General features: G+C 70.6%; 14 protein-coding genes. 9 read left to right on the forward strand and 5 right to left on the reverse strand.

The genetic code is table 11. The features are described from left to right. From ACWEOE_RS02435 to ACWEOE_RS02455, 5 genes are read left to right on the forward strand one after another with little or no spacing between them, the layout of a single operon-like run. Entirely contained in the window at positions 1 to 2334 is a 2334-nt protein-coding gene (locus tag ACWEOE_RS02435; RefSeq protein WP_452002775.1) for a TOMM precursor leader peptide-binding protein, read from the forward strand. Beyond that, positions 2331 to 3815, forward strand: coding sequence for a SagB family peptide dehydrogenase (locus ACWEOE_RS02440; protein ID WP_452002777.1), 1485 nt, complete (start codon positions 2331 to 2333; stop codon positions 3813 to 3815). Before ACWEOE_RS02435 ends, ACWEOE_RS02440 begins: the two co-directional genes overlap by 4 nt. Before the next feature lie 4 nt (positions 3816 to 3819). Further along, entirely contained in the window at positions 3820 to 6069 is a 2250-nt protein-coding gene (locus tag ACWEOE_RS02445) for a hypothetical protein (RefSeq protein ID WP_452002779.1), read from the forward strand. After that, positions 6062 to 6865 carry a thiopeptide-type bacteriocin biosynthesis protein gene (locus ACWEOE_RS02450; protein ID WP_452002781.1) on the forward strand — a complete coding sequence of 268 codons (804 nt, stop codon included), beginning with the start codon at positions 6062 to 6064 and terminating at the stop codon, positions 6863 to 6865. The genes ACWEOE_RS02445 and ACWEOE_RS02450 overlap by 8 nt, the downstream gene beginning before the upstream one ends. Positions 6866 to 6904: 39 nt before the next feature. Continuing rightward, positions 6905 to 7072 carry a hypothetical protein gene (locus ACWEOE_RS02455; RefSeq protein WP_395889165.1) on the forward strand — a complete coding sequence of 56 codons (168 nt, stop codon included), beginning with the start codon at positions 6905 to 6907 and terminating at the stop codon, positions 7070 to 7072. A 512-nt stretch (positions 7073 to 7584) separates the two neighbouring features. Here ACWEOE_RS02455 and ACWEOE_RS02460 read toward each other — a convergent pair. From ACWEOE_RS02460 to ACWEOE_RS02470, 3 genes are all read right to left on the reverse strand, one after another. Further along, positions 7585 to 8331: a S1 family peptidase gene (locus tag ACWEOE_RS02460; protein ID WP_452002785.1), complete on the reverse strand. Its 747-nt coding sequence runs from the start codon at positions 8329 to 8331 to the stop codon at positions 7585 to 7587. A 147-nt stretch (positions 8332 to 8478) separates the two neighbouring features. Continuing rightward, the gene (locus ACWEOE_RS02465) at positions 8479 to 9234 is read right to left on the reverse strand and encodes a S1 family peptidase (protein ID WP_452002788.1); all 756 of its coding nucleotides are present in this window, start codon (positions 9232 to 9234) and stop codon (positions 8479 to 8481) included. A gap of 130 nt (positions 9235 to 9364) precedes the next feature. Continuing rightward, on the reverse strand, positions 9365 to 9739 hold the full coding sequence (locus ACWEOE_RS02470; RefSeq protein WP_452002790.1) for an FKBP-type peptidyl-prolyl cis-trans isomerase: 375 nt from the start codon (positions 9737 to 9739) through the stop codon (positions 9365 to 9367). Positions 9740 to 9888: 149 nt separating this feature from the next. On the opposite strand from ACWEOE_RS02470, the gene ACWEOE_RS02475 reads away from it, so the two are divergent. The 4 genes from ACWEOE_RS02475 to ACWEOE_RS02490 all read left to right on the forward strand — a co-directional run bounded on the left by ACWEOE_RS02475 (position 9889) and on the right by ACWEOE_RS02490 (position 15891). Then, a complete protein-coding gene (locus ACWEOE_RS02475) occupies positions 9889 to 13104 on the forward strand; it encodes a penicillin acylase family protein (RefSeq protein WP_452002793.1) in 3216 nt (1071 codons plus the stop codon). 85 nt (positions 13105 to 13189) lie between these two features. Further along, positions 13190 to 14221 (forward strand): trans-sulfuration enzyme family protein, encoded by a 1032-nt coding sequence (locus tag ACWEOE_RS02480; protein WP_452002796.1) that lies wholly within the window; start codon positions 13190 to 13192, stop codon positions 14219 to 14221. 246 nt (positions 14222 to 14467) lie between these two features. Continuing rightward, positions 14468 to 15193 carry a hypothetical protein gene (locus ACWEOE_RS02485; RefSeq protein WP_452002799.1) on the forward strand — a complete coding sequence of 242 codons (726 nt, stop codon included), beginning with the start codon at positions 14468 to 14470 and terminating at the stop codon, positions 15191 to 15193. After that, positions 15193 to 15891, forward strand: a complete 699-nt coding sequence (locus tag ACWEOE_RS02490) for a class F sortase (protein ID WP_452002801.1) — start codon at positions 15193 to 15195, stop codon at positions 15889 to 15891. The genes ACWEOE_RS02485 and ACWEOE_RS02490 overlap by 1 nt, the downstream gene beginning before the upstream one ends. A 2-nt stretch (positions 15892 to 15893) precedes the next feature. Here the strand turns inward: ACWEOE_RS02490 and ACWEOE_RS02495 are convergent, their stop codons facing one another. Both ACWEOE_RS02495 and ACWEOE_RS02500 read right to left on the reverse strand, forming a co-directional pair. Beyond that, entirely contained in the window at positions 15894 to 16082 is a 189-nt protein-coding gene (locus tag ACWEOE_RS02495) for a hypothetical protein (protein ID WP_452002804.1), read from the reverse strand. 10 nt (positions 16083 to 16092) lie between these two features. Beyond that, positions 16093 to 16317: a hypothetical protein gene (locus tag ACWEOE_RS02500; RefSeq protein WP_452002806.1), complete on the reverse strand. Its 225-nt coding sequence runs from the start codon at positions 16315 to 16317 to the stop codon at positions 16093 to 16095. Positions 16318 to 16562 lie beyond the last annotated feature (245 nt).

The following is a 16562-nucleotide window of genomic DNA, read 5'->3' on the forward strand; positions in this document are numbered from 1 at the left end:
ATGACGAAGAGCATCAATCGGATCACGAGGTTCAACCGGTCGCTGCGCGTGCTGACCGTGCCCGGCGACGCGGTGTACCTCACGAGCGAGCGCACCACGCAGACCCGGCTCGCCGGTGCGCTGGTCGAGCAGCTGGCCCCGCTGCTGGTCGAGGGGCAGCACAGCCGCGAGGACATCAAGCAGGCACTGGCCGAGGCCGACCCCGCCCGCATCGACGTGGCGCTGGACCGCCTGCGCCGCAGCGGTTACGTGGTGGAGGTCGACCCCGAGGTCGACCCGCGCGTGGGCGGCTACTGGGAAGCGTCCGGTGTGGACGGTGACGACGCCGTGCGGCGCCTGGCCGGCGCGGACGTGCGGGTGCTCACCGCCGGCGACGTCGACCCGGCCGGGTTCACCGCGGCCCTCACGGCGCTCGGCACCGGCGTCACCACGGATCCCGACGCGCCCGCCGAGTTCACCGTGGTGCTCACCGACGACTACCTGCGGCCCGAGCTCGCCGAGTGGGGCGCGAAGTTCCACGCGGCCGGCACGCCGTGGCTGCCGGTGAAGCCGGTCGGCAGCATGATCTGGGTCGGTCCGGTCTTCGAGCCCGGCGTGACGGGTTGCTACGAGTGCCTGCGCGTGCGGCTGTCCAACAAGAACGTGCTGGCCAGCTACCTGCGCCAGCGCGGGGTGCTCGACAGCCCGGCGCTCGTCAACTCCGTGACCGGCACCGGTGTCACGCAGGACCTGGCGCACCGCCTCGCCGCGCTGCACGTGGGCAAGTGGCTCACCGGCGCGTTCGCCGCGGGCCGGGCCGCGATGCCGCAGCCGCCGGGTGGGGTGGCCGCGCAGTACGGCACGCCGTGGCAGTCGGAGGTCGTCACCCTCGACACGGTCAGCCTCACGCAGGAGCACCACCCGTTCCAGCGCCGCCCGCAGTGCCCGCTGTGCGGTGAGCCCGACGTGCAGGCCAACCGCATGGCCGAGCCGGTGCGGCTGCAGGCGCGCCCGCGCCTGGCCGGCAGCGACGGTGGTTACCGCACGAGCCCACCGGAGCAGTTCGTGGCGCGCTTCGAGCACCTGATCAGCCCGGTCACGGGCCCGATCAGCAACCTGGTGAAGGTGCCGCTGGAGGTCGAGGGCCTGCACACCTACACCGCCGGCCAGAACTTCGCGATCCCGATGGCCAACGCCAACGACCTGCGCGCCGGGCTGCGCAGCTGCAGCGCGGGCAAAGGCATGAGCGACGCGCAGGCCAAGGCGTCGGCCGTGGGCGAGGCGATCGAGCGCTACTCGGGGCTGTTCCACGGCGACGAGGCCCGTCGCACCGCGCGGCTCGTGGACCTGGACCCGAACGAGGTGATCCACCCCAACGACCTGCACCTCTACAGCGACGCGCAGTTCCGCGACCGGCGGGAGTGGAACTCGCGGCCGTCGCACTTCCACTGGGTCGCCGACGAGCTCGACCCGGAGGCCGAGATCGAGTGGTCGCCGGTGTGGTCGCTGACCGAGCAGCGCACCAAGCTGTTCCCGACCTCGGGTCTGTACTTCGCTTACCACAACCCGAAAACCCCGTTCCAGGCCGGCGCGAACTCCAACGGCTGCGCGGCGGGCACGAGCCTCGAGGACGCGATCCTGCAGGGCTTCATGGAGCTGGTGGAGCGCGACACGGTCGCGATGTGGTGGTACCACCGCCTGCGCCGGCCCGCGATCGACCTGTCGACCTTCGACGTGCCGTACTTCGCGCAGTGGCGGCAGCGCTACGACGAGCTCGAGCGCGACACCTGGGTGCTGGACCTGACCAACGACCTGGGCATTCCCTCCGTCGCCGCGGTTTCGGTGCGCCGCGACAAGCCCGCGCAGGACATCCTGTTCGCCCTCGGCGCGCACTTCGACGTCGAGGTGGCGATCGGGCGGGCGCTGTCGGAGATGAACCAGTTCCTGCCCGCCGTGATCGGCATGAAGGCCGACGGCTCGGGCACCTACGCCTACAACGACCCGGACCAGCTGCACTGGTGGCGCAACGCGACGCTGGAGAACCAGCCGTACGTGTTCCCGGCCGAGGTCCCGCTGCGCACCCGCGCGGACTTCGAGCGCTACCAGAGCACCGACGTGCGCGAGGACGTGCTGCGCGCCGAACGAGTCGTGGCCGCGCGCGGGATGGAAATGCTGGTGCTGGACCAGACGCGGGTCGACATCGGCCTGCCCGTGGTGCGCGTGATGGTGCCGGGGATGCGGCACTTCTGGCCCCGCTTCGCGCCCGGCCGGCTCTTCGACGTGCCGCGCGAGCTGGGCTGGATCGAAAAGACGCCGTCCGAAGCCGACCTCAACCCGATTGCGATGTTCCTATGACCACGCTCGAACGCACTGCCGAGTACACCGTCACCTTCCGCCGCGACGTCTCCGTGCTGAGCAAGGACGACCAGGTCCTGCTCGGCCTCGCCGACCGCGCCGGCTACCGGCTGCGGGGCGTCGGGGCGCCGATGCTGGCGGCCCTGGAGCAGGTCCGCGCCGGATTGCACACCGAGGACGAGCTGGCCGCCGAGCACCCGAAATCGCCGGTCGCGACCGTGCTGGCGAAGGTGGAACCCTTCCTGGCGACCGGTTTCCGGCTGCGCGGCGAGCGCGTGGCCGTGCTGGAGCGCACCGGTGTGACCGGGCTGCGGCCCGAGCTGCCCGACCTGACCGGCGCCTGGCTGCGGCTCGGGAAGTTCAGCCTGCTGCGCCGGCGCGCCGACGAGCTGGTGATCGAGTCGCCACTGAGCAAGTACCGCGCGGTGCTGCTCGACGCGGGCCTGGGCGGCGCCGTGGCCGCGCTCGCCGTCGCGCGGCCGACGTCCGAAGTGGACTCCGAGTGGTGGCCGGTGCTGGCCGCGCTGGCGGGTGCGGGCTTCCTCGACGTCGGTGCCGAGGGCGAGTTCCCCGTGGACTCCGACGACGTGCTGCGCCAGTGGGACGTGCACGACCTGTACTTCCACAGCCGCAGCCGGATCGGGCGCACCGACGAGGCGTTCGGCGGCCGGTTCCCGTACGTCGGTGAGATCGAGCCGCTGCCCGCGGTGGCGCCGGCGCCCGAAGGTCCGCGCACGGAACTGTTCCGGCCGGCCTTCGACAGCGTGCGGTCGGCCGACCCGGGGCTGCAGGAGACGATCGAGGCCCGCCAGTCGATCCGTGCTTACGGCGAAGAGCCGATCACCGCCGAGCAGCTGGGCGAGTTCCTCTACCGCACGGCTCGCGTGCGCGGCACGTACGGCCCGCGGCCCGAGGCGCGCATGCCGTACGAGGGTTCGAGCCGGCCGTATCCCTGCGGTGGCGCGGGTTACGAGCTCGAGCTCTACATCACCGTCCGCCGGTGTGCCGGGCTGCAGCCGGGCATCTACCACTACGACGCCGGCGAGCACGTGCTGCGGCTGATCAACACCGAGTCGCAAGCGCGCGACGAGCTGCTGCGCGTGGCGACGCTTTCGACCGGTGGCCAGGCCGTACCCGACGTGCTGGTGACCATGACCTCGCGGTTCCAGCGCCTGTCGTGGAAGTACCAGTCGATCGCCTATGCCGTCACGCTCAAGCACGCCGGCGCGCTGTACCAGACGATGTACCTGGTGGCGACCGCGATGGGCCTGGCCGGCTGCGGTCTGGGCAGCGGTGACGCCGACGCGGCGGCGAGCGCGTTCGGGCTGGACTACCTGAAGGAGTCGTCGGTCGGCGAGTTCATCCTGGGCAGTGCCCCGGCCGAGCTGCCCGCCCCGGTGAGCGGCGACGGCGCGCAGGACTGGCGGGCCGGCAACGACCCGGGTTGGCAGGCCGAAGCACTCGCCGCACGGAGGCGGTGAGGTCGTGTCCCCGCTGTTTGTGCCACAGCTGCTGGTGTCCCGGATCTGCGGGCTGCCCGCCGGTGTGCTCGACGGTCTGCGTGCCCCGGAGACCGTCGCCCTGCTGGCCGAGGCCGAGTCCGCGGCCGCGCGGAAAACCGCGCTGCGCGAACCGGTCTGCGACGCGCTGCACGCGGTGATCGGCCGCGACGAGCTGACGCGCGAGCAGCGGCGCGGGCTGATCCGGCTTCGTCGCAGCGTGTTCAACGACCGCGGCGACGAAGCCGGGCTCAGGCTCGCGCGGGAAGTGCTGGCCACCGCCGAAGCCGACCGGCTCGACGAGTGGCACCAGCTGCTGGTGCGCGAGCGAGAGCTGCTGGAGAAGGCCACGCGGGCGCTCGCCGCGGAGCTGGCTTCGGCGCAGCACGCCGTGGCGTCGGCGCTGCGCAGCTCCCCAGTGCTGGCCGGGCTGGCGCTGGCGAGCCCAGAGTTCGTCACGGCGTTCACCGACCGCGCAGACCTCGGCAAACCCGGTGGACGGCTGTCCCGCAGCGCGGTGTCGTACCTGGTGCGGACCACGCTGAAGCCGAGCCCGTTCGGCGCGTTGACCACGGTGGGCGTCGGGGATTTCACCGGCGCTGCCGATCCGGGCGCGCGCTGCCGGCTGGTGAGCTCCTCGCGCGTGGCGGCTCGGCTCGCGTATACGGCACTGGAAGACGACCCGGTGGTGGTGCCCAATGTGGACACTCGCCTCGTCGGCGCGGAGTGGCTGGCCGCGTTGCCGGTGCACCTCATGCGCCACGGTGTGTACTTCCGCGAGGACGAGGTCACGGCGCTGACCGGCCCGGTCCCGCTCGATCCGCGGCCGCGGCGGCTGCGGGAGCTGGCGGCCGAGCTGGGCTGCGCCCTTGACGACGTGCGCCGGCTCGTGGACCAGGGACTGCTGCTGGTGAGCCCGCCGTGGCGGCTCGACGAGCCCCGGCACTTCACGGCGTGGGGCCGGCCCTCGCTGGCTGAAGCCGAGAAGGTCGTGGCCGGGACCGCCGACGGACGGCGCCGGGCCGAGGTGGTGCTGGCGTTGCGCGGGCGGCTGCGGACTGTGCTGACCGAGCGCGATCCCGCGCGGGCCGACTGGCTCGACGGGCTGGGGCTGGTGCACGAAACCGTCGCGCACGGCCCGGAACCCGAGACCGCGCCGCCCGCGTGGGTGGCGGGTGAGCTCGCCCGGCTCGACGGCTTGCTGCGCGCGACCGCCCGGCCGCGGGCCGGGTACTACGACCTGGTGCGGTTCTTCCTGCACCACTACGACATCGGCGGCGTCGCCGACCTGGCCGAGTTCGCGTTCCGCGCGGCCCGTGACCTCGACCCGATGGTGTGGCTTTCGCGTTGCGCGGTGCCCGAGCCCGATGTCGCCGACGTCGCGGGCCCGAGCATCGGCCGTCCCGCGCACTCGGTGTTCTGGCAGCTCGCGGGCGACGCACTCGTGGTCAACCAGGTGCACCCGGGCTACCTCGGCGCCGTCTCGCGCTGGGCCGGGGTGCCGGGGCTGGCTTCGCGCGTCGAGGCGGAAGTGACTGCGTTGCACGAAAAGCGGTTCCCCGGAGCCACGGTGTACCAGGTGACCGCTCATGCCGACTGGACCGACACCCAGCGACCGGCGGTGCGTTCGGCGCCGTGGCTGGCGTGGGGTGCCGAACGGCCGTCGGTCGGGCCGGGTGGCGTGCCGATCGACGGCTTCCGCGTGCGTCACGACCTGGCCACGGGCACGTTGGAGGTGCTCGACCCCGCGGGGCGGCCCGCCGCGTTGAGCTACCTCGGCGCCGTGCCCGGGCACCTGCTGCGCGGGGTGCCACGGGTGCTTCAGCTGCTGTCGGATCCGTGGCTGTCGCTGGGTCCGTGGGCGCCGGTGCCCGGCGCGGGGTTCCGCGAGCGCGTGACCGACGGGCGGCTGGTGCTGCGCCGCGCCCGGTGGACGCTGCCGGCTTCGGCGCTGCCCGAACTTGGCGGCGGACCCGATGTGGACTTCCTCCGCGCCGGCCGGATGTTCCTGGCCGAGCACGGTTTGCCCGAGCAGGTGTTCGTGCGCGGCCTCGCCGCGGGCGGGGTGCCGCAGGGGAAACCGCAGTGGCTCAGCTTCGCCCACCCGCTCGCGGCGTGGACGGCGCTGAAAGGCCTGGCCGGCGCGGAGGAGCTCGAACTCACCGAAGCCCTGCCGGCGGCCGGTCTCGACAACCGGCGCGTGACCGAGTTCCTTTCGGTGGTGACCCATGCTTGACACCCTGCTACGGCCGGACTGGCGCTACTGGCGCGTGTACGTGCCGGACCTGCCGTCCGTGACGAGACTGCTCGACGACGTGGTGCGGCCGGTCGTCGCCGGCCACGCGTTGCGGCGCTGGTTCTTCCTGCAGTACATGGACATGTCCGGCCTGCAGCTGCGGGTGCGGCTCAGTGCGTTCCCGGAGTCGGCCGAGGTTGTCGAAGCCGAGCTGGACCGGCGCTTCGCCGAACGCGGTACCGAGGTCGTGAAACGCTGGTACGAGCCCGAACTGGCGAAGTTCCGCGGCCCCGACGGCGTGGAGTTCGCCGAACGCGTCGCCCACCTCGGCAGCGAAACCGCGCTGCAGCTGCTGCCCGGCCGCGCGTCGGCCCACCGCATCACGCAGGCCGCGGCCCACACCGCCGCGATCGTCGAGGGCCTGCCCGCCGACCAGCGCGTGAGCTTCCTGCACCAGTACGCCTGGTACTGGTCGGGCCGCGGCGCCCGCACCGTCGCCTGGCGCCCTGCGGCGGCCACGGCCCACCCGGACGACCCGGCCGCCGTGCGCCAGGCGGGCCGCCTCGCCGACAGTGTCGCCGGCGCGCTGGCCACCGACCACGTCGGCAAGCCGCTGCGGCGCTACGCCGAACAGTTCTGGGCCGAGTACCGCCTCTCGGCCCGCCGCGTTTCGCCTTACCGCGCGGCCTTCCAGCACGTCCACCTGATGAACAACCGCCTCGGCGCAGTTCCCGGAGAGGAGGCTCAAATCGCGCGGTTGTTGTGGCTGGGACGATTGCGTAGCATCGGTAATTGATCGGGTAATCCGATAAAACAACAGTTGGGGAGAAATACCATGGACTCAGGCTCCAGCGGCGCCGCCTCCGGCATCGGCGACCCGGACGACGACCACCCGAACCCCGTCGGCGACGCCGTGGTCAGCGGCGTGCGCTCCGTCCTGAACAAACTCGGCCCGGCGGGTAAAAAAGCCGCGGACCAGCTGCCGAAGAAAAAGGACAAGTAAAATCGCGACTATTTTGGTTTCGTGATTGTGCTGGTGCCTGTGCGGTAGCCTGCGTTCCCCCCGAGAGCCCAACCCGGCCGTCGTGGTCCTCCGCGGCGCGCAGCCGGTCGAATTGCTCGTGATGGGAAAGCACGATGTGGTCGGGAACGACCGTGTCTTCGTGCATAAGCAATTCACGCAGGCCACCACCGTAGCTCGCGGCCACGGCCCAATCGAACTCGGCCTGACGCGTCGCCCACGGTAGCAGTGGTATTCCGCGAGCGGCCAGGAATTCCTCGATGCCGAGACACCACATCCAGCGCAGTGCGTTCGACCGGCACCGTGCGCCATCGCGGGGCGCGGGAATCGACGGATGGGGCACGGAGAGCGATCCTGGCCACCGCTCTCCGTGCCAGCCGGAACTGCGTCACAAATTGATGTTGCCGTGCACATCCCGCAGCTGCACGACCTTCGCGCCCTCCGCCATCGTGCCCACGTGGTTGGTCACGCCGCCGCGGGCGTCCTGGTGGACTTCACTTCGTGCGCGCCGCGATCCAATCCGCGATCACGTCCACCCGGGAGGTCGTCTCCGCGCTCGTGTGCGGGCAGTCCGGACCGGTCGTCTCCACGGAGATGAGCTGGCCGCCGCTGCCCGACGGCACGAAGTACGGCGCGCCCGAGTCGTACACGCAGGCGCTGGTCGTCGGTGAAGGCGCGACGCCGTGGACGGCGACGGTGGTGCTGCCGACCGACGAGATCTGCACGGTTCCCTGCTGCAACTTCGCCGACGGCACCGGGTTTTTCGCCGTGTGGCTGCCCCAGCCCGCGAGGGTGAGGCGCTGGCCGGCGGCCGGGACCACGCGGTTGACGGTGAGCGGTGTGATGCCGGAGACGGCGCTGTCGAGCTGCACGAGCGCGACGTCGTTCTCCGCGGACTGCAGCACCTGCGTGGCCTTGCGGGTGACGCCCGCTTCCTTCGCTTCGTCGACCAGCCCGAGCGTGACGGTGGTCGGGTAGGGGACCGGGCCGGAGACGCGGTTGCGCTGGGCGTCGTGGAAGCAGTGGCCGGTCGTGATGAGCCAGGTCGGCGAAACCAGGGCACCCGAGCAGAAGCTCGTGTACGTGCTCCCGTCCGGGCGCGGGATGCTCGCCATGGTCAGCTTGGCCGTGAAGCCGAACTGGCCGGCCGGCACGTCGGACCCGTCGGCGACGGCCAGTGCGGGGCCGGCGGTGAGCAGGGGCAGCAGAACAGCAGCGGTGAGTGCGGCGCGGACGCGCATTCTTTCCCTTCGTCGGGCCACCGGCGGAGCGCCGATGATCGACCCTCAACGCTAACCAGCTACTTCCGCGTCAGGAATTCCCTTGTCGGGCGAAAGAAAACAGGCCCCGCGGCCTGTGCGCGGAGCCCGTCTTCTGGTATTTGAGCGTCAGTGGATCTGCGACAGCACCCACTCGGCGATCACATCGACGCGCGAGGTCGTCTCGGCGTCGGCGTGGGGGCAGTCGGGGCCTTCCGACTCCACGGCTACGATCCGGCCGCCGCGACCCGAAGCCACGAAGTACGGCGCGCCCGAGTCGTACAGGCAGGCGCTGGTGTCGGCCTCGGGCGCGACGCCGTGCACGCCGAGCGTGGTGGCGGCGACCTCGCCGATCGCGACGGTGCCCTGCTGCAGCTTCATCGACGGCGCCGGGTCCACGGAGCTCAGCGCGCCCCAGCCGGCCAGCGTCAGCTTCTGCCCGACCGTCGGCTCGCCGCGGCCCACCTTCAGCGGCGTGATCCCGCGGACCGGCCGGTCGAGCTTCGCCAGCGCGATGTCGTTGGTGCCGGCCTGGACGACGTCGGTCACCTGGCGCGTGACGCCGAGGTTGCCGCGCTGCACGGTGGTGCCCAGCAGCACCGAGGTCGAGTACGGCACCGGGCCGGAGATCGGGTTGCGGTCCACGTCGTGGAAGCAGTGCCCGGCGGTGATGATCCACTGCGGCGCGACGAGTGCACCCGAGCAGCCGCTGTCGTAGTGCGTGCCGTCGGGCCGCGGGATGTTCGTCATCGTGAGCTTGGCGGCGAACTCGAACCGGCCCTGCGGCACGTCGGATCCGTTGGCGACGGCCGAAGCGGGCACGGCGGTGGCCAGCGCGGCCCCGAGCGTGAGCAGAGCCGCGGAAAGAATGGCGCGAACGCGCATGTCACTCAACCCCCTGGTCAATGGCGCCGGCTCCCGCAGGCGACCGGCGAAGCTTAACCAGGAAGCGGGTTCACCCGAAAGTGAATGGCAACCGGGCTGCCCGCGGGGCCGGCCCGGTTGCCCTCGAAACTCAATTCACGCCGACGAGATCGACCACGAAGATCAGCGTCTCGTTGGGCTTGATCACGCCGCCCGCGCCGCGTTCGCCGTACGCGAGGTGCGGCGGGATCACCAGCTTGCGGCGGCCGCCGATCTTCATGCCGGCGACACCCTGGTCCCAGCCGGGGATGACCTGGCCGGCGCCGAGCGCGAAGCGCAGCGGTTCGCCGCGGTCCCAGGAGGCGTCGAACTGCGCGCCGGTGGAGTGGGAGACGCCGACGTAGTGCACGGTCACGGCGGTGCCGGGCTGGGCCTCCGTGCCGTCACCCACGGTGAGGTCGGTGATCTCCAGTTCGGCCGGCGGTGGGCCGTCCGGGCGGTCGATTTCGGGCTTTTCCAAGGTCATGGCGCTCACCGTACCTATCGCCCGTGAACTGCGCCGATCGGACTAGGCCCAAAGAGGGGTTAAACGCGAAAAGTCTTCACACTTGTTTTACCCGTGGGTAGCGTGCGCGGAGTCACCCCTGGGGGAACCTCGTGGACGGGAGCTCCGGCATGCGACGACGCATCCGCACCCTGACCGTTTCGGCGATCGCCTTCACCGTGGCGGGCCTGCTGTCGGCGGTCGGTGGTCCACCAGCGTCGGCGCTACCGGGCAACGATTACTGCGCCGGCCAGTGCAACGACATCCTCCCGCCCGGCGAGAACGGCAGCGCGACGCTGGCCGAGATCCTGGGCAACAAGGCGTTCGGCACGCAGCCCGCGCACGCCGACGACCAGCTCGGCAAGTACGCCGACCTCGCCGGTGGCTACAAAGCGCTGACCACCGACACCATCGGCAAGTTCTTCAACGACTCCTCGTTCGGCGTCCCCGCCGATCAGGTCGCCAGCACTCTGCAGCCGCGCTCCGACGTGACGATCACCCGCGACAAGGCCACCGGTGTGCCCCACATCCAGGGCACCACGCGCTCGGGCACGGAGTTCGGCGCCGGCTACGCCGCCGCGCAGGATCGCTTGTGGCTCATGGAAATCATGCGCCGCGTCGGCCGCGGCCAGCTCACCTCGTACGCCGGTGGCGCGCCCGCCAACCGCGAGCTGGAGCAGTCGTTCTTCGCCGCCGCGCCCTACACCGAGGACGAGCTGCAGCAGCAGATCGAGGCGACCGCCGCGAGCGGGCCGCGTGGCCGGCAGGGTCTGGCCGACGCGCAGTCGTACGTCGACGGCATCAACTCCTACATCACCGACTCCCACAACGGCCGCTACTTCCCGGGCGAGTACGTGCTCACCGGTCACGTCGACGCGATCACCAACGCCGGCACCATCGAACCGTTCAAGCTCACCGACCTAGTGGTGCTCGCGTCCGTGGTCGGCGCGCAGTTCGGCGCCGGCGGCGGCGGGGAGGTGCAGAACGCGATCGCGAAGCTCGCGCTGCAGGAGAAGTACGGCGTGGTCAAGGGTGAGCAGGTGTGGCAGAGCCTGCGCTCGGCCGACGACCCCGAAGCCGTGAAGACGCTGCACGACGGCCAGACCTTCGACTACGGCATGACCCCGGCGAACCCGCAGGGATCGGCGTTGCCGGACAAGGGTTCCGTCACGCCGCAGCAGCTCGTGTACGACCAGACCGGCTCCGCCGCCACGAACACGCCGGCGAAGGTCGACGTCAAGGCGCCCGCGGACCAGCAGGCCGCGAAGGGCATGTTCGACAACGGCGTGCTGCCCGGCGACCTGTTGAGCGACAAGCACGGCATGTCCAATGCGCTCGTCGTCTCGGGTTCGAAGACCGCCAGCGGCCACCCGGTCGCCGTGTTCGGCCCCCAGACCGGCTACTTCGCGCCGCAGCTGTTGCTCCTGCAGGAACTTCAGGGCCCGGGCATCAGCGCACGCGGTGCGTCGTTCGCCGGGATCTCGATGTACGTGCTGCTCGGCCGTGGCCAGGACTACTCGTGGAGCGCCACGACGTCGGCGCAGGACATCATCGACACGTTCGCCTTGCCGTTGTGCGACCCGAGTGGGAAACCAGCCACGAAGGACTCGGACCACTACCTCTACCAGGGCCAGTGCCTGCCGATGGACACCGTGGAGCGCAAGGACTCCTGGTCGCCGACGGTGGCCGACGGCACCGCCGCCGGTTCGTACACGCTGCGCAGCTACCGCACGAAATACGGCCCGGTCACCAGCCGCGCGACGATCGGCGGCAAGCCGGTGGCGTACGCGTCGCTGCGGTCCTCGTACTTCCACGAGGTGGATTCGCTCATCGGGTTCCAGGAGTTCAACGACCCCGGTTTCGTCCACTCGGCAGCCGACTTCCAGCGCGCGGCCAACGACGTCAACTTCACCTTCAACTGGTTCTACGCCGACTCCAAGGACGTCGCCTACTTCAACTCCGGCGCCAACCCCGTCCGCAATTCCACTGTGGACCCGATGATGCCGGTGTGGGGCGACAAGGGTTACGACTGGCAGGGCTGGGACCCGAACGGCGACAAGGCGAACTACACGCCGATGGCCCAGCACCCGCAGTCGGTCAACCAGGACTACTACGTGAGCTGGAACAACGCGCAGGCCAAGGGCTACGCCTCGGGCGGCGCCGACAAGTCGGCCGTGCACCGCGCCGACCTGCTCGACACGCGCGTGAGGGCGCTGATCAGCAGCGGCACGAAGGTGACGCGCGTGAACCTCACGCAGGCCATGGAGGACGCGGCGCTCGCCGACCTGCGGGCCGAGGAGGTGCTGCCGTTGCTGCTGCAGGTGCTCGACAAGACCCCGCTCACCGGCGCGGCGGCCGAGGCCGAGAACAAGCTGAAGACCTGGCTCGCCCACGGCCACCAGCGCGTGGAGTCGGCGCCGGGCAGCAAGACCTACAACGACGCCGACGCGATTCGGATCATGGACGCGTGGTGGCCGCTGCTCGTCACCGCGGAGTTCAAGCCCGCCATGGGCGAGGACGCGTTCACCGCGATGACGAACGTGCTGCAGATCAACGAAAGCCCGTCCGGGTTCCAGAACGAAGTGCCGAGCAAGCACGTCGGGCAGCCGCACCAGGGTTCGTCGTACCAGCACGGCTGGTGGGGCTACGTCAGCAAGGACATCCGCACGGTGCTGGGGCAGCCCGTCGCCGGCCCGCTGGGCAGCACGTTCTGCGGCGGCGGCGACCTCACCGCCTGCCGCACCGCGCTGGTCGACTCGCTCACCGCGGCCGCGGCGCAGCCCGCGAACACCGTCTACCCGGGTGACGCCGACTGCTCGGCCGGTGACCAGTGGTGCGCCGACACCGTGATCCAGCGTCCGCTGGGGGGCATCACGCACGGCAAGATCAGCACGCAGAACCGGCCGACGTTCCAGCAGGTCGTGGAATACCCGGCGCACCGTGGCGACAACGTCAGCAACCTCGCGGCGGGCAAGCCGGTGAGCGCCACGAGCGCCGAGACGGGCCTGTTCACCTCGCCCGCGTCGAACGCCGTGGACTCGAACGCGAAGACGCGGTGGGCCAGCGACTGGAGTGACAACCAGTCGATCACCGTCGATCTCGGTTCGGTGCAGCAGGTGGCGCGGGTGGTGCTGTCGTGGGAGACCGCGTACGCGAAGGGTTACAAGATCCAGCTCTCGACCGACGGCGAGAGCTGGCGTGACGCCGCGGTGGTGACCGACGGCAACGGCGGTGCGGACAATGTGTCGTTCACGCCCTCGGACGCCCGGTTCGTCCGGATGCAGGGAGTGCAGCGGGGGACCGGTTACGGCTACTCGCTGTACGAGTTCGAGGTGTACGCGCACTGACGAGCGTGGTCGGCTCGCCGGCGCGGGTGAGCCGACCGCCACATCACGGCTGCCCGGTGGCGACCCCGAGGTTACGGTGTCCGTCATGGACGATTGGACACCGCGCACGCTCGCGATCGCCGCCGGGCGGCCGCACGGCCCCGGCGAGCCCCTGAACACGCCGATCGTGGCCACGAGCACCTTCGAGGCCGGCGGCGACTTCGTCTACGCGCGCTCCGACGGCACGGACACCTGGCTCGCGCTGGAAGAAGCCGTCGGTGCGCTGGAAGGTGGTCACGCGACCAGCTTCGGCTCCGGCGTCGCGACACTCTCGGCCGTGCTCGACACGCTGCCGGTCGGCTCGACGGTCGCGGTGCCCACGTTCAGCTACGCCGTGACGCGCGGCGCGATGCACCACGCGGAGAAGATGGGGCGGCTCAGCGTGATCGAGCTCGAACCCACCGACACCCAGGCGTGGCTCGACTGCGACGCCGATCTGCTGTGGCTGGAGTCCCCCACGAACCCGACGCTCGACGTGATGGACCTCGAGACCATCGCGCGCGAGACCCGCGGCCGGGTCGTCGTGGACAACACGTTCGCGACACCGTTGCACCAACAGCCGTTGAAGCTGGGCGCGGACATCGTGGTGCACAGCGCGACCAAGCTCATCGGTGGCCACAGCGACCTGTTGCTGGGCATCACCGTGGCGGCCGACGAGGCCATCGCGGCGGAGCTGCGCGGTGCGCGCACGCGCATCGGCTCGACGCCGGGCGCGCTCGAAGCGTGGCTCGCGTTGCGTGGCCTGCGCACCATGCCGGTGCGGCTCGCGGAGCAGACGAAAACGGCGGCGCTGCTGGCTTCCCGGCTGGCGGAACACCCGGCCGTGACGAAGGTGCGCTACCCCGGTTTCGGGATGATGGTGTCGTTCGAGCTGCCCACGGCCGAGGCTGCCGACAAGGTGTGCGGCGGCGTCCGGTTGATCCGCTCGGCGACGAGCCTCGGTGGCGTGGAAAGCCTGGTGGAGCGCCGGGCTTGGCTGCCGGGTGAGGAGCGCGTGCCGGCTGGGTTGGTGCGCTTTTCCGTCGGGCTGGAGGACCCGGAGGACCTCTGGCGCGATCTGGTTACCGCGCTGGCGTAGATTCCGCCAACAATTCACGAGGGTCCAGCGGCGCGACCGAAACTGTTACAGTAAAGGTGCGGTCGCGCCGGTTTCCCTGGCTGCTCTGGGGTATTGACCCCATTCATCGCCCCAGCTGGTGGGTTCGTTACCAACGTTTGCGGTGCTTTTAATCACCGGGAAAACGTTTCTTGTTCAGCCCGTTCCTCCGGCAGGATCAGCGAACGCGGTGGGGGTCACCGCGCTTTCTTCCAGGGAGAACAACACGTGAAGAAGACCCTGGGCAGACTCGCGGGCGCCGTGCTCGCGGGCGCCCTGATCAGCCTCGCCGTCACGCCGACCGCCTTCGCTGACGAGGACAACGGCAGTGTCACGACCACCACCGAGGTCTCGGCTCCGCCCTCTTCGGAAACTCCGGCGGACAACGCGCCCACCACGAGCTCGACGTCCTCGGACGCTCCCTCGTCGTCTTCGCAGGCACCGTCCTCTTCGGACACGCCGACGTCGACCACCGGCAAGCCGACCGAAACGAGCCAGCCGGGCAACACCGGTGAGCCGAGCGACTCGTCGACCCCGACCACGTCGGGTTCGGAAGAGACCACCACGCCGGAAGAGCCGCCGTACGAGGACGACACCGCCTACGGCGTCGACTTCGACGGTGGCCAGGGCCTGTTCGTGATCGCCTGCGCCGCGGGCGAGCCGACCAACGTGTCCTCGAGCGACTTCGACCTGATCGATGGCCCGCACCAGGACGAGACCGACGGCCGGTACTGGGGCTGGATCGTGCAGCGCCACGACGGCGTGTCTTTCGACGCCGGCAACGTGACCGCGACCTGGACCTGCGGTGGCGACAAGACCGGCGACCAGCCGGTGCCGCCGGCGGGTGGCGCGGCCGCCGGCTCGGCGGGCACCACCGACGGTGACGGCACCTCGCAGGTCAAGTACGCGCCCAAGGGCGGCGTCGAGACCGGCTTCGGCGGCATGGCCGCTTGATGGCGAAAACTGCGCCGAACATTGCCCATCCGGCCACAGTCACGGCCGAATGGCTTCGCAGTGACGGTTACGTGCCGCGCGGGGGTCGGCCTGCTTTTGGCCGGATTGGCAAGTACGGGCAGGGCGTCGCCATCGCGGGCGCCCTGCTCCTTTCCCTCACGCTGAGCGGCTGCGGCTCGGACGCGGCCCCGGCCGCGTCGAAGCCCGCCCCGGCGTCGACCTCGGTCCCGGTGACCAAGCCGTTCACCGGCCTGCGGCCGACGTCGGTGGAGATCCCGAAGATCGGCGCGAAGTCGTCGCTGATCACCGTGCTGCCAAACAAGGACGGGCAGATCTCGGTGCCGTCGGTGAAGACGCCGATGCAGGCAGCGTGGTACCGCCTCTCGCCCGTGCCGGGTGACGTCGGCCCGGCGATCGTGCTGGGGCACGTCGACGGCAACCACCAGCCGGGCATCTTCTACAAGCTCAAGGACGTGAACCCCGGCGACGAGGTCGACATCGAACGCAGCGACGGCAAGAAGCTGAAGTTCGTGGTGGACCACAAGGACGAGGTCCCGAAGGACACGTTCCCGACGCAGGCGGTCTTCGGCAACACCGACAAGCCGCAGCTGCGGCTGATCACGTGCGGTGGCGTGTTCGACCACGCCGAGCACAGCTACAAGGACAACATCGTCGTGTACGCGAACCTCGTCTCCTGAGGTTACGAGCGCGACCCCGCAGCCCGGTGCCACCAGCGGCCGGGCTGCGGTCGTTTTCCGGCGGTGTTCGTGAATGACGTGTTGACCAGCGCCGGCTCGACCCGGAACCACCCGATCCGTCCGGAGACGTCGGCCATCCCCGTGGAGATCAGCACGGAATGACCGAGCCGCGTCGCCAGCCACCGCCCCATCCTCTGCACCTCATCCGGCCCGACGTGCGCCGCGATCACCCGCACCGGCTTGCGCGGGAAGAACTTTGAGGACGCCGTTCCACACATCGGCCGGCAGGTGCGGCGGCACGTCGAGCACCAACGTCCGCTCCACCTCAGCAGCGACGTTGCGGCTGAGCAGCCACGCCCGGTCGCTGATGTGCTCGCCGAAGTACATGATCGTGGCGCTGCCGACCGAGAAACTCGCGGGTTCCATCACCCACCTCCTCTTCTTTGACACGGGCGAGGCGGGCCTCGCGGTTCACCGCCGGGTTTCGCCGGCCTTGCCACACATGCTCGCCGCCAGTCGCCGCCCAGTCGTCGCGGTCGCCGCCAGTCGCCGCCAGTCGCCGCAGTCGCAGTGGCGGCTCGCGCCGCACCGCCGCCACTGCGAACTATCCACAGCCGGCACTTTCCCGCCGGAGTTGTCCACAGATTCGCCGGACACCGATTTTTGCCCCC

It is taken from the genome of Amycolatopsis sp. NPDC004368 (genome assembly GCF_053602515.1).